This is a genomic window from Nocardia rhizosphaerae, from assembly GCF_042650365.1.
Classification (GTDB): Bacteria; Actinomycetota; Actinomycetes; order Mycobacteriales; family Mycobacteriaceae; genus Nocardia; species Nocardia rhizosphaerae.
This window is the reverse complement of the sequence record NZ_JBHSBA010000015.1, coordinates 174,178-187,837: the sequence shown is the minus strand read 5'-3', so window position 1 is coordinate 187,837 and position 13,660 is coordinate 174,178. Positions and strand designations below refer to the sequence as shown.

General features: G+C 64.3%; 13 protein-coding genes. 12 read left to right on the top strand and 1 reads right to left on the bottom strand.

Annotation, left to right across the window (positions count from 1 at the left end; translation table 11 throughout):
* The first annotated feature begins 312 nt into the window (after positions 1-312).
* Both ACFOW8_RS23050 and ACFOW8_RS23045 read left to right on the top strand, forming a co-directional pair.
* Positions 313-672 carry a lipocalin-like domain-containing protein gene (locus tag ACFOW8_RS23050; RefSeq protein ID WP_378554644.1) on the top strand — a complete coding sequence of 120 codons (360 nt, stop codon included), beginning with the start codon at positions 313-315 and terminating at the stop codon, positions 670-672.
* 13 nt (positions 673-685) lie between these two features.
* Positions 686-1,135, top strand: coding sequence for a cupin domain-containing protein (locus ACFOW8_RS23045; protein ID WP_378553519.1), 450 nt, complete (start codon positions 686-688; stop codon positions 1,133-1,135).
* Positions 1,136-1,183: 48 nt separating this feature from the next.
* On the opposite strand, the gene ACFOW8_RS23040 is transcribed toward ACFOW8_RS23045, so the two are convergent.
* Positions 1,184-1,885, bottom strand: coding sequence for a GntR family transcriptional regulator (locus ACFOW8_RS23040; protein WP_378553518.1), 702 nt, complete (start codon positions 1,883-1,885; stop codon positions 1,184-1,186).
* Between the two features lie 258 nt (positions 1,886-2,143).
* On the opposite strand from ACFOW8_RS23040, the gene ACFOW8_RS23035 reads away from it, so the two are divergent.
* The 10 genes from ACFOW8_RS23035 to ACFOW8_RS22990 all read left to right on the top strand — a co-directional run bounded on the left by ACFOW8_RS23035 (position 2,144) and on the right by ACFOW8_RS22990 (position 13,658).
* Positions 2,144-2,995 (top strand): fumarylacetoacetate hydrolase family protein, encoded by an 852-nt coding sequence (locus ACFOW8_RS23035; RefSeq protein ID WP_225280744.1) that lies wholly within the window; start codon positions 2,144-2,146, stop codon positions 2,993-2,995.
* A 27-nt stretch (positions 2,996-3,022) separates the two neighbouring features.
* Positions 3,023-3,946: a VOC family protein gene (locus tag ACFOW8_RS23030; protein ID WP_378553517.1), complete on the top strand. Its 924-nt coding sequence runs from the start codon at positions 3,023-3,025 to the stop codon at positions 3,944-3,946.
* Positions 3,947-3,974: 28 nt separating this feature from the next.
* Positions 3,975-5,567, top strand: coding sequence for a bifunctional 3-(3-hydroxy-phenyl)propionate/3-hydroxycinnamic acid hydroxylase MhpA (mhpA, locus tag ACFOW8_RS23025; RefSeq protein WP_378553515.1), 1,593 nt, complete (start codon positions 3,975-3,977; stop codon positions 5,565-5,567).
* Positions 5,564-6,649, top strand: a complete 1,086-nt coding sequence (locus ACFOW8_RS23020) for an alpha/beta hydrolase family protein (RefSeq protein WP_378553514.1) — start codon at positions 5,564-5,566, stop codon at positions 6,647-6,649. The genes mhpA and ACFOW8_RS23020 overlap by 4 nt, the downstream gene beginning before the upstream one ends.
* Positions 6,650-6,757: 108 nt before the next feature.
* Positions 6,758-8,308: an FAD-dependent monooxygenase gene (locus ACFOW8_RS23015; RefSeq protein WP_378553513.1), complete on the top strand. Its 1,551-nt coding sequence runs from the start codon at positions 6,758-6,760 to the stop codon at positions 8,306-8,308.
* Positions 8,305-8,751, top strand: a complete 447-nt coding sequence (locus tag ACFOW8_RS23010) for a nuclear transport factor 2 family protein (protein ID WP_378553512.1) — start codon at positions 8,305-8,307, stop codon at positions 8,749-8,751. The genes ACFOW8_RS23015 and ACFOW8_RS23010 overlap by 4 nt, the downstream gene beginning before the upstream one ends.
* A 4-nt stretch (positions 8,752-8,755) precedes the next feature.
* Positions 8,756-9,307 carry a carboxymuconolactone decarboxylase family protein gene (locus tag ACFOW8_RS23005; protein WP_378553511.1) on the top strand — a complete coding sequence of 184 codons (552 nt, stop codon included), beginning with the start codon at positions 8,756-8,758 and terminating at the stop codon, positions 9,305-9,307.
* Positions 9,308-9,342: 35 nt separating this feature from the next.
* Positions 9,343-10,848 (top strand): FAD-dependent oxidoreductase, encoded by a 1,506-nt coding sequence (locus ACFOW8_RS23000; protein WP_378553509.1) that lies wholly within the window; start codon positions 9,343-9,345, stop codon positions 10,846-10,848.
* Complete coding sequence (locus ACFOW8_RS22995) at positions 10,845-12,197, top strand: amidohydrolase family protein (RefSeq protein ID WP_378553508.1); 1,353 nt, start codon at positions 10,845-10,847, stop codon at positions 12,195-12,197. Before ACFOW8_RS23000 ends, ACFOW8_RS22995 begins: the two co-directional genes overlap by 4 nt.
* Before the next feature lie 42 nt (positions 12,198-12,239).
* Entirely contained in the window at positions 12,240-13,658 is a 1,419-nt protein-coding gene (locus ACFOW8_RS22990) for an MFS transporter (RefSeq protein ID WP_378553507.1), read from the top strand.
* The last annotated feature ends 2 nt before the right edge of the window (positions 13,659-13,660 follow it).

Genomic DNA, 13,660 nt, shown 5'->3' with positions numbered 1-13,660 from the left:
ACTGAGCAGAGCGCGCGCCTTCAGCATCGCGACGACTTGCGCCGCGGCTGAGCATCACCTTCCGAGAGCGGTCGTGGTGCACAGTCGCCGCGGGTCCAGGAGAGGGTCGTTGATGTGTCCCGAATCACTTTCGAAAGTATCATGCGAGATTCGACATATCAATAGCTTTTCGCATGAGAAGCTTCTGCTCGAATGTTTGGTGCCGCCGAAGTGCACCAACCGACATGACCGACCGAGGAGATCGAATGACCACAGTCCGCCAGCAGCTCGTGGGGAGCTGGAAGATGATCGACTTCGTGGAGGCACCCGCCACTGGGTCCAGTCGATGCCTGCGGAGGCCTGCTGTTCTACACAGACGGCGGGCTGATGAGCACGACCCTGTCCGCCGTGGACCGTCCGCCGTTCATCGACGACTCGCTCGACGGTGGCACTGCGACCGAGAAGCGCAGGGCCTACGAGTCGATCATCAACTACTGCGCGACGTTCGACGTCGACGAAACGACCGGCACCGTAATCCACCACGTGCAGTTCTCCACGTTTCCCAACTTCGTCGGCCGGGACCTGCGACGCACGTGCGTGTTCGAAGCAGACACGCTCAAACTCGACACTCCACCGATGAACTTCGGCGGCGAGCCGCTGGCGAGCTACATCCTGTGGCAGCGAACGAAATAGGAGGCAACAACTCATGTCTGACATTCGGCGAATCGTCACCGGTCACGACAAGGTCGGCAGAGCAGTCTTCGTTGCCGACGGCAAAGCCCGGCCGCAACTGACCCGCGGCGTCGAGACGACCAACCTGTGGTTGCACCGTGGCGCTCCCGACAACACCAGCGAGTACGCAGACCCTGTCATCGCAGCTGTCCCGCTCGAACCACCCGACAGAGGCACCGTCTTGCGAATTGTCAACTTCCCACCGGCGGAAACTGAATCCGCACCCGACATTCACCGCACCGCGTCGCTGGACTACGCCTACATCATCGAGGGCGAGATCTACGCCGTCATGGACGACGACTCGACATTGATGCACGCTGGCGACGTCTTGATACAGCGGGGAACCAATCACGGATGGGTGAATCGCTCGGACCGAGCCTGCCGAGTGCTGTTCGCACTCTTGGACGCCGAACCGATCTCGTGAACGGCCGGCCCCCACCGGCCACCGTCTTGCCCCTTGGTGTGGGACTTCCTACCGTGGCTCGACCACCGCCGAATTCGGTTCATCCAGTGCACACCTGATCAGCAGTTGGGCGGTGTGTGCGATGTGATCGCGCAAAAGTTCCTGCGCGAGGTCGGCCTTGCGGGACAAGGCGGCGTCCAGCAGCGCGCGGTGCTCGCCCGCCAGGTCGCGGTCCGGTTCGTTGCCGAAGGACACCGACCATTGCAGGTAAAGTTCGGCCTCTTGACGCAGCGCTTGCGCGGTGTCGAGCAACCGGCGGTTGCCACAGCCAGCCAAGAGGGCATTGTGGAATGCGACGTGCGCTGTCGACCACTCATCGGTCGGATGATTCGGGTCAGCAGGGTCTCGGAACTGCGCTCGTTCCAGAAGGTGGTGTGCGGCAAGGGCATCCGCCTCCCAGTGCATGTCGCCGTCGAGCACCGACAGCTTCAGCACCAGGGATTCGATCTCGACGCGAGCAGTGGTCAGATCGGCCAGATCCTGATGCGACAGCGGCCGTACGAGGTAACCCTGATGGGCCTTCGTCGTTACCAATCCCTCGGCCGCCAGTTTTGTCAGTGCCTCGCGCGTGGCACCCACGCTCGCCTTGTAGCGCTCCGACAGCTCCGGAAACTTCAGCCGCGCCCCAGGAATCAGCCGCCCACCGAGAATGTCGGCCCGCAGCGCCTGGTAGACGCCGTCTGTGCGAGTCGTTCCGCTGCTCTTCACCATGCGACCACGGTAGCACCATACGAAACACCATTAAGGTATCGAAACTCGATCGATAGTTTCGAAAGTAACCTCTCCACATCCCCGGCGCCGAGCGAACCTGGAGGCCCAGGGTTACCCGCAACCTTGCGGCAACACGTGCCAGTTTTACGAAAGCCACTTGAACTATCGAAACAAGGTTGCTACTTTCGAAAGTGACTCAAGGCACAACAAAGCGCGGGGATGGCATAGCCCCTCCGCCTGAACCAGGGAGCACGCATCGTGCGATTCGCCAACATCTCCGACCGACTATCACTGGTCACGGCATCCGACACCGTCGTGGATATCGCGCAGGCGAGCTCGGACCGGTTCAGCTCGACGATGCAGGAAGCCTATGGCCGGTGGGACGAACTGGTCACCTTCTGCTCCACCGTCACCGACTCGGGTCGACCACTCGCCGATATCCCCTCGTCGGCGTTCGGCAATCCGGCGCCACAGCCGCGTCAGGTCTTCGCGATCGGACTGAACTATGCCGATCACGCAGCCGAGTCATCTTTCGCTGTGCCCGAGGAACCACCGGTCTTCACCAAGTTCGTGACCTCACTCGCCGGCCCGTACGGCACCATCGAGCTCCCCGAGGGGAAGGTCGACTGGGAAGTCGAGCTCGTGGTCGTGATCGGCCGCGAAGCACACCGTGTTCCGGCCGACAACGCCTGGCGTTACGTAGCGGGCGTGTCGGTAGGACAGGATCTTTCCGAGCGTGACCGCCAGCGCGTGGGCCCTGCCCCGCAGTTCAGCATGGGCAAATCGCATCCCGGGTTCGGCCCGATCGGCCCACTGCTGGTCACCCCGGACGAATTCGACAACCCCGACGACCTCGAACTGGGCTGCCTGATCAACGGCGAACAGATGCAGAAGGGCAAGACCTCCGACATGGTCTTCCCGGTGCCGGAACTGATCGCACGCCTGTCGGCGATCACGCCGTTGCTGCCGGGCGATGTCATCTTTACCGGCACTCCCGCCGGCGTCGGTCTCGGGCGCACTCCCGAACGGTTTCTCGCACCGAACGACGAATTGACCAGCTATGTCCGTGGCGTCGGCGAGATGCGGCACCTCCTGGTCGCCGGTCACTGACCGCACAACGTTTCGAAGGAGCAGGCAATGGCGCTGCATCGACTGTCCTCGGTCACCATCGGGGTTCCGGACCCGACGACCACTCGGGACTATTACACCGAATTCGGCCTCGCCCCCGCCGACGACGGCTGGCTGACGACCCGAGACGCCGGTGACCAGTTGCGGCTGGTCACCGCCCCCAGCCGCCGCCTGGTCGAGATCGTGATCGGTGCCGACGATTCCGACGATATCGCCGCGGCAGCCATCCGGTTGCGGGGGCTCGGACTGCCGGTGGACCTGACGAGTGGGTCCGTCACCGCGCTGGAACCGGTCGCCGGCTTCCGGGCGGTTATTCGAGTCGACGACCGGCTGGCGCAGTCGGTGCAACCCGCCACCGCCTACAACGGACCCGGCCGGATCGAACGTAGTAACCTCCGCGCCCCTGGTGTCTTGCGGGAAGATCCGGTACGTCCGCGCAAACTCGGCCATGTCGTGATCGGCACGATCGACTTCGACGCCACCCGCCGATTCTTCACCGACGGACTGGGATTCAAGCTCTCCGACGAGATCAAGGGCCACGGGGCGTTTCTGCGGTGCTCGACTGATCACCACAACGTGCTCGTATTGAAGGCACCGGTCAACTTCCTCCACCACACCTCCTGGCAAGTCGACGACATCGACGACGTCGGGCGCGGCGCGACCGCCATGTTGGAAGGCAACCCCGAACGGCACGTATGGGGGCTCGGTCGCCACCACGCGGGATCGAACTTCTTCTGGTACTTGAAAGATCCGGCGGGCAATTTCTCCGAGTACTACTCCGACATGGACTGCATCGTCGATGACCAACTGTGGACGCCGCAAGCCTTCGAAGGCGCTAAAGGCTTGTTCAACTGGGGACCGCCACCGCCGCCGTCGTTTCTGCATCCCGAAGACCTGGCCGCGCTGATGACCGGCGCACACCACGTCGGCTGATCCCGATTCATCCATCCAGGAGACGATGATGTCCCAGCAAGAAATTTACGACTTCGTACAGGTCGGTTACGGCCCGGTCGGCCAGACCATGGCCGGGTTGCTCGGCAAGGCCGGGTACTCGGTGGCAGTGTTCGAGCGCTGGCCCACGCTGTACGGGCGGGCCAGGGCAGGGCACATCGACCACGAAATCATGCGGATCTTCCAATCGCTCGGCATCGCCGAACGCTTGGAAGAGGACATGTTCCGCGCGACTAAGTACGTATTCCGCAACGCCGCGGGCGAAACACTGATCACCTTCGACTGGGACCGTGACGGCATCTCCGGGTGGCCGTCGGACTACATCATGTACCAGCCTCTGATCGAGGACGCTCTCGATGACGCCGTACGAGCACTACCCGAGGTCAGCATCCATCAGGGATGGGAAGCCGTCGCGCTGGTACGCCACGCCGACCACGTCGAGGTGGAGTTCCGTTCGGTGCGCCTCGGCGCCGAGGGCGAGAAGGTCCTGGGTGACGATGTCCGGATCGTTCGAGGGCGATATCTGATCGGGGCGGACGGCGCCAACAGCTTCGTCAGAGGCCAGATCGGTTCGGGGCAAAAAGATTTCGGTTTCCGCGAAACCTGGCTGGTATGCGATTTGGAGCCGCTCGAACCGCTCGATTTCGGCTTCGACAACGGCCAGATCTGCGATCCCGCACGCCCACATTGTCTGTTCCAGCTGGGCAAGAACCACCGACGCTTCGAATTCGCCCTGCTGCCGGGAGAGACTGCCGCACAGATGGAAAGCCCCGAAGTGGCATGGGAATTGATGGCGCCCTATGGCGTCACCGAGAAGAACGCGAATCTCGTTCGACAGGCGATCTACACCTTCCAGTCCAAGCTCGCCGATCGCTGGCACAACGGCCGGATCTTCCTCGTCGGCGACGCGGCGCACGTCATGCCCCCGTTCATGGGGCAGGGCATGTGCTCCGGAGTACGCGACGCCAAGGCACTCGCGTGGCGCCTCGATCTCGCCTTGCGTGGCATCGGCGGCACCAATGTGCTGGACTCCTACCGCACCGAGCGCGCACCGCACGTGGCCACGTTGATCGGGATGTCCATCGAGGCAGGGCGAGTCTCCTGCACGTTCGATCCCGACACAGCGGCCGCACGAGATGAAGCCTTCCGTCGGGGCGATGTACCACCGCCGCCGCCCTTCCCGCATATCGAGGCGGGACTGCTCGGCACCGACGCCGGTACGGATATCGCGGGAACCCTTGCCCCGCAAGGCCGCATCGCCATCGGGGAAACCATCGGGCGATTCGATGACGTGCTCGGCTCGGGTTGGGTCCTGCTGCTGGCGCCGGGCAGTGACGTCGACATCGACGCCCATCGCACCGCTGTGCTGGAACATCTCGGCGGCAAGGTAGTGACGCTGTCGGCACCTGGATCCGGTGGCGAGGTCGTCGATATCGACGGCTATTACGCCGACTACTTTGCCGAACACCGAGTGGTCGCCATCCTGTACCGGCCCGACTTCTACATCTTCGCGGCCACCGATGAACTCGCGGCGATCGCCTCGCTCGTCGATCAAATCGAGACGAGCCTCGGCGCAGTCGTTCCGGCACAGGTCGCTCGATGACCGAGCCTGCGTGGCGCGCCGAGGCCGAGGCGCACAAACGCGCCATGCCATTGCAACGACTCACCGGCAACGGCATGGACTACGCGGATGTCGTCGATCTGTACGCCCGTGTCGACGCCGGGCAGTCGTGGGCGGAAGCCGCGGCGGAACTCGGCGCGATCAACGGTCAGCGCGCCGCGGTGGCTCTGTCCCGGGGATATACCAAGAGCGCACGGCAGTGGCACCTGCTTTCCTCGGCCTGCTATCGGGTAGGCCAAGTTCCACTGCCCGACAACGACCCGCGCAAGCTGGCTATGTATCGATTGCTGATCGAGCACTTCGGACGCGCGGGTGCGCTCAGCGAGCCGGCGGTCGACCATGTCGAGATTCCGTACCGCGACGGCGCTGTGTGTGGCTGGTTGCTGCGACCGCCGGATGTCCCCGCTCCGCCGGTCGTCATCGTCACAGGTGGATTCGACGGCTGGCGCGAGGAGTACCACGTCGGCGCGCAATACCTGCTCGAACGCAACGTCGCGGTGTTCCTCGTGGACGGCCCGGGCCAAGGCGAGACCCGCCTGGTCCAGGGCTTGTATATGGATTCTGATGTCGCACAGGCATATTCGCTGGTGATCGACCATCTGCTCGACGACCGGCGCCTCGCCGGGACAGTAGGCATCTGGGGCAACAGCATGGGCGGTTACCTGGCTGCGCTGGCAGCAGCCACCGACGACCGCGTCGCGGCGTGCTGTGTCAACGGTGGCACCGTGCGACCTGCCGAAATCCTGGATCGCTACCGCCGCTTCATCACCAAGATCACCGCGGTCACCGGGATCGACGATCCCGTGAATGCCCGCGAGGCAATGGAGGAGTTCCGGCTGACACCGGCTCTGCTCGAAAACCTCACCTGCCCATTGCTTGTGCTGCACGGCACCCCGGACCAAGTGTTCCTGATCGAGAGCGCACGCGCGCTATACGACGGCGCCGCGAGTGTCGACAAACGGTTCGACGAGTGGGCCGACGGCGATCACTGCCTCTACAACCACTCGCACGAAAAGCATGTCATCGTCGCCGACTGGTTCGCGGACCGACTCTACGACGCTTGAGCCCACCCGCCGGGTCGGCCTCATCGACCCGATGCCCATCCAACGAAACATATCCAACGACGTCGAGCACTGCTGTCCGGGTGCACGACTCGTCTCTAAGGAGACACCATGACCGACAATGACGTCGACGTGATCGTAGTCGGCGGCGGGCCCTCCGGGCTGACCGTCGCCGCGGAGATCGCGGCCACCGGCGCGCAGGTTCTCGTCCTCGAAAAGCGCAGCAGCGACCCGGTGTCGCGGGCGGGCACACTGTTGCCGCGACCGCTGGAACTCTTCGACGCCCGCGGCATCGCAGACCGATTCATCAGCCGGACCTGCGAGATCAATCCGCACCCCTTTCAAAGCTGGCACATCTGGGGCGGCATGCACCCCATCGACTGGACGACCCGCGACTCACGGTTCCAGTTCACGCTGTTCCTCCCGCAACACGAGACCGAACTGATCCTGCACGACTGGGCGACCGACAAGGGTGTCGACATCCGGTTCCACCAGGAAGTCGTCGACCTGCAGTACGACGACGCAGACAGGGTGCTGGTCACCTCCCTCGACTCCGACGGGCACCCATGCCAGTCCAGTGCACGGTATGTCGTCGGCGCAGACGGTGGGCACAGCGCGGTCCGCAAACTGACGAACATCGCCTTCGAGGGCCGCGATGCCACGTTCACCGGCGTCATCGCCGATGCCGAAATGGCTTTTCCCTGGCCGGGCGGACTTCGTGTCGGGCACAACGAATACGGCTGGCTCACCACGTTTCCCTTCGGTCCCGGACTCACGCGGTTCGTGATGGTCCACCGTGACGACCGCACCGAACCCAAGTCCGCCCCCGTCACCCTCGCCGGCCTGACCGAATGCGTGAGCCAGATCCTCGGCGAAACCGTGAGCATCCCCGTATTGCGGGCGTCGTCCCGCTACACCGACGCACAGCGGATCGCGACCCGATTCCGCAGCGACCGAGTATTCCTGGTCGGCGAATCCGCCCGAATTCACTACCCCGCCAGCGGAATGGGCATGAACTATTGCCTACAGGACGCGTTCAATCTGGGCTGGAAACTCGGCGCCGTCCTGCAAGGCCACGCCGATGAAGCGCTGCTGGACACCTACGAGACAGAGCGCCGACCGATCAGCCTCGACCTACTGCGCAGCGTCGACGCGCAGGTAGCGATCCAGTTCGACTTCAGCCCCGAGGGCCTCACACTATCGACCGCCCTGCAAGAGAAATTGCTCCCGATGCCGGCGGTCAACTCCCTCTTGCAGCTCGAGCTGAACGGCCTCGAAACTCCCTATCCGTCGGTGCGGCCCGGCCACCCCATGGTCGGGCACCCCGTGCCCGACTTCGAACTGCTTCGCAGCGATGGATCCACCGTCCGCCTCTACGAGCTGCTGCGCGACGGACAATTCGTGCTGCTCGACCTCAGCGGCACCGGGACACTTGGTGACCTCGACTCCCCCGCGGTCCGTCTGGTGCAAGCACACCCCGCGAAGCTCCCGGAAGCGTTGGACAAGGCCATGTGCCTGCTTGTCCGCCCTGACACCTACCTCGCCTGGACGACCGAACTGCCGCCCGACCCGGCCGACGTACTGAGCCGGCTCGAACAGTGGCTCAACGTTCGAAACACACACTCACTCAGCACAAATCTCTTGAACGGACAACCCCGATGACCGAACGCAGCTTTACCCGCGCACGCACCGATGACCGGGCGCTCATCCACGCAGTAGTCCACCGCTACGCACATACCGCCCGCGACAAGATGGACTTCGCCGACATGCTGGCACTGTTCACCACCGACGCCGTGCTGGTCCTGCCCGACGGAACACCCATCCCACCGTCGGAACTCGGCAAAGTCGTCCGCGACGGCGAGGCCGCCTACATTCGCCACCACATCACCACTGTCGACATCTGCTTCACCGGCCCCACCGAAGCACAGGTGGACACCTTCTTCTTCGCCATCACCGATGAAGCGGCCCCCGACCACTGGGGCGTGTGGCGGGATACCTTCCGCAAGCAGGCCGACACCAGCTGGCTCATTCGGGAACGCGCCATTGTCGTCGAGGGATCGGCACCCAGTGGTTGGTTCCATCGCACCTACGTTGCACAGGACTGAACCCGTGGACACCGACGAACTGAGCCGACAGCAGCGAGCGGTGTACGACGCGATCGTGAACGGACCGAGAGGCTCTGGGCCGCAGCACTTTCCACTCGTCGATACCGCCGGTCACCTCCAGGGCCCTTTCGGCCTCATGGTCGAATTCCCCGAGATCGGCGGACCGCTGCAGGCGCTCGGTGCCGCCCTGCGCTACCGGACCACACTCACCGGCCGAGAGCGCGAAATCGCGATCCTCACCGTCGCACGCTGTACCGCGAGTTCATTCGAACGGTACGCGCACGAAGCTGCCGGTCGCGCGGCCGGATTGGACGAGACGGAACTCGCCCGACTACATGCCGGAACATTCGTCACGGCTGACGCCAGAGAGGCCGCCGTCGCGATGTTCACCGCATGGGCGGTGGATCAGCCGACGCTCACCGGGATCGACCGCATCACGGCACAGCCGCTCGACCGGACATCGATCGCCGAGGTGACGGCATTGGTCGGCTACTACCGCATCCTGGCTCAGCTCATGGGGTTGTTCGATGTCGGAGCGCCCGCCGACCCCCGCTGAGCCGATTCCATCAATCACCAATCTAAGGAAGAGCCATGAACGTGGACGTAGTGGTCGTCGGTGGCGGCCCATCTGGACTGATGACGGCTGCCGAACTGGCGGCGGCCGGTGTCGATGTCGTTGTTCTGGAACGCCGGACCGAACCGGTGGGATCGAGGGCAGGCACCATATTGCCCCGCGTGCTCGAACTGTTCGACACCAGAGATCTGGCACAGACCTTCATCGACCGAGCACGGGCGATCCGGGACAATCCCCTGGTCCCGTTCCATATCTGGGCCGGGCTCCAGCCGCTGGACTGGGGCCATCTCGAATCACGGTTCGGCTACCGGCTCATCCTGCCGCAGAACATCACTGAGGAACTGCTCGCCGTACACGCATCCGCACAGGGAGCGCGCATCGTGCGCGGGGCAGCGGTCGAAACCATCGAGCAGTTCGATGCGGGCGTCGCTGTTCGAGCACGGCTGACCGACGGCACCGAACAGACCTACTCCGCCCGATACGTTGTCGGGGCCGACGGTGCCCGCAGCATCGTCCGACGGGCGGCGGGTATCGAATTCGACGGTCACGACGCCACATTCACCGGCATGGTGGCCGACGTCGTCCTCGACTTCCCGTGGGACGCACCTCGCGCGAACGGGCACAACGAGCACGGCTGGGCCGCGGCCTTTCCCTTCGACGAGACCGGTCACATCACCCGGTTCAACATCGTGCACGAGCAACGCCGGCACGCCGACAAATCCGAGCCGGTCACCGTCGCCGAGGTTCACCAGTGCGTGCGCGAGATCTTCGGAGAATCCCTGGACTTCGCCGAACTGCGTTGGGGCTCGCGCTACACCGACGAAACCCGTACCGCCTCGCGCTTCCGGGACCGCAGAATCGTGCTGGTCGGTGAGAGCACCCGGGTGCACTACCCGGCCAGCGGTGTCGGCATGAACTTCTGCCTGCAAGACGCGTTCAATCTGGGCTGGAAGCTGGCCGCGGTGATCAACGGCGTCGCCGAGGAATCGCTGCTCGACACCTACGAAGCCGAGCGACGACCGGTGACCGAAGCGCTGCTGGAAAGCGTTGCCGCACAGTGCGCTATGCAGTTCGATTTCAGCCCCGAGGGACTTGCCTACCGACGCTTCTTCGAACAGCGCCTCTTCCCCCTGCCCGAGGTGGGTCGGACGCTGGTTCGCGATCTGAACGGCCTGAGTTTTCCCTATCCGCGCGAGGCCACCGATCATCCGTTCGTCGGCGAGCGCGCACCCGACCTCGTATTGCAGACCCGCGACGGCCTCGTCAGGACCGGCGAATTGCTCCGAGGCCACGAATTCGTGCTCATCGATTGCACGGGTGAGAACCACTACGACGAACTGAAATTCGGCCGGACACCGGTCCGCGTCGTATCCGGGGTTATGGCCCCCGCACCGGCGGGACTGCACGATGTGCGCAGTCTGTTGTTGCGCCCCGACAGCTATGTAGCGTGGGCGGATACCGCCACGCCGACCCCCGAACGGGCCGTGGCGCAGATCGAGCGATGGCTGAAGGTCGAGCGATGACCGCGCGGCTGCTCCTGCGCGGAGCGCAGATCGTCAGCATGGACGACGATCTCGGCGACCTGGTCGGCGACATCCTCATCGAAGGCACCCAGATCTCGGCCATCGCCGAGCGCCTGGACGTCACCGACGCCGAGATGATCGACGGCACCGGCATGATCGCCATCCCCGGAATGATCGACACCCATCGCCACACCTGGCAGAGCGCGGTGCGCCACAGCTACGCCGATATGGATCCGGCACGGTACTTCGCCGAGATGCTGGTCGGCATCGGCGCCTCCTACCAGCCCGATGACGTCCATATCGGCAACAAGCTCGGCGCAGCAGCAGCATTGAGCGCCGGAACCACCACCCTGGTGGACTGGTCCCACATCCAGAACACCCCGGCGCACTCCGACGCCGCCATCACAGGTCTGCGCGAGGCCGGCATCCGCGCGGTGTTCGCCCACGGCTGGCCACTGCTGACCGATGACCGTTGGACCAACCGCAGCGGACTCGGCCATCCTGACGATATTCGCCGCTTGCGCACCGAATACTTCGCGAGCGACGACCAGTTGCTGACGCTCGCGATGGCCGCTCGCGGCCCCGAGATGGCAGCCGAGGAAACCTGGGTCGCGGATCTGCGGCTCGCACGGGAACTCGGCATCCGGACCACGGTGCACGTCGGCGCCTACCCCCACAACGCTCCCCACCGCGCCGTCGCCCAGTACGCCGGCCTCGGCCTGCTCGGCGACGACATGACCTTCGTGCACTGCAGCCGCAGCCACGACGACGAGTTCGCCATGATCGCCGACGCCGGAGCCACCGTATCGCTCGGCGTGCACTGCGAACTCAATTCCCAAGGTATGGGTGATATCCCGCTCGACAAGCTCCTCGCCCGCGGCATCCGGCCCAGCCTCAGCGGCGACACCGAAACCAAATGCAGCGGTGACATGTTCACCCAGATGCGAATTCTCTACGCCTACCACCGCTCCTGGATGGGTGGCGGACACTCCTCGGTGGACGGTGTGCCCGAGTTACGGGTGCGTGATGTCCTCGAGTTCGCCACGGTCCAAGGGGCACGAGCGGTCGGGATGAGCGACAAGATCGGTTCCCTCACCCCGGGTAAGCAAGCCGACATCGTCCTACTCCGCGCCGACGACCTGAATCTCGGACCGGTGACCAACCCGGTCTACTCGGTCGTGCTCGCCGCGCACGAGGGCAATGTCGACACGGTCCTCGTGGCAGGACGTGTCGTCAAACGCGACGGCCACCTCACGGATATCGACCCCGCGACCTTGATGGATTCGGCTCGGCAATCCCAGCAGCAGATCCTCGCCCGCAACCGGCCGCCGGCTCGGCAACGCGCGTAGCGCCACGAGTCCAGCCACACGCACGCCCTCTGGAGGACCACCATGCTCGACCCGAAACTTTCCACAACAGATACCGTCACTATCACCCCGCCATCGAGTCCCTCATTGATCGCTGCACGGATCGACCGAATTCCGTTCGGCCGCTTCCACACTCGGCTGATGAGTCAACTGGGCGCCGGCACCTTCTTCGACGGTTTCGACGCGATGACCATCGCCGTCGTTCTACCGCTGATCGTGAAGTCCTTCGGCATCAGCCTCGCCGAAGCAGGCCTGATCATCAGCGCCGGCTACGTCGGGCAGTGGATCGGAATGCTGTTGGCCGGGGCCCTCGCCGACCGAGTCGGCAGGCGCCGACCATTCATCATCTCCCTCGTACTCTTCGGCGGCATGTCACTCGCATGCGCCTTCGCGTGGAACGAGACAAGCCTGCTGGTCTTTCGTTTGGTACAGGGACTCGGCCTCGGTGCGGAGATCCCGATCGCTGCGATCCTGCTGAGCGAGTATCTCGGACGACACGGTCGCGGTCGCTCCTTCGGGATCTACCAGTCACTGTTTGCCTGGGGAATCTTCTTCGCACCGCTGACCGCGCTCGCCGCGACCAGTGCGTTCGGACCGGAAACCGGTTGGCGGGTGCTGCTCGCGATCGGCGCGCTCCCCCTGGTCATCGCGGCATGGGCCTACTTCGCACTGCCCGAGTCCGCGCGCTGGCTGGCAGTCAAAGGTCGTGCCGCCGAGGCCGACAGCTACGTGCGGGCGATGGAAGACGACGCTGCCAGGCACGGCACCGAACTCCAGAAGCCGGAGGAACCGTCGACCCAAACCGAGGACACATTCAGATTCAGCGAACTGCTCTCCCCTGCTTACCGCGCTCGCACGCTCATGCTGGCCGTCGTCTGGTTCGCCACCTTCTTCGTGAATTATGGATGTCTCAGCTGGTTGCCAACCATGTACGTCCAGGTCGGCCGACTGCCTCAATCACAGTCACTATTGCTTGCCATTGTGACCAGCGGATTGCAACTGGTCGTCATCTACATCGTGGTATCCCTGATCGACCGCGTCGGCCGAAGGCCACTACTGATCGCGGGTCTAGCCGTCGCAGCGATCGGCGCACTCTACGGCTTCATCGCGATCGGACTCCTCGGCCACACCTCCTGGCAGATCATGTTCGTCAGCGGCTGCACCATGGTCGTCGGCACCACCGTGCCCGCGGTCTTCCTCTACCTCTACACCAGCGAGCTCTACCCGACCCGCATGCGCGGCTGGGCCACCTCTGCCACCGCGAGCCTCAACAAACTCGCATCGATCATCGCCCCGACGATCTTCGGATTCATGCTCTCCGGGCACGGCGGCACACCAGCAGTATTCACCGCCCTCGGTGTCGCCGCCGCGATAGCACTTGCCGCTGTCGCTTTCGGCGCCATCGAAACCCGCAACCGCTCGCTCGAGGAAACCTCCGCGTGAGG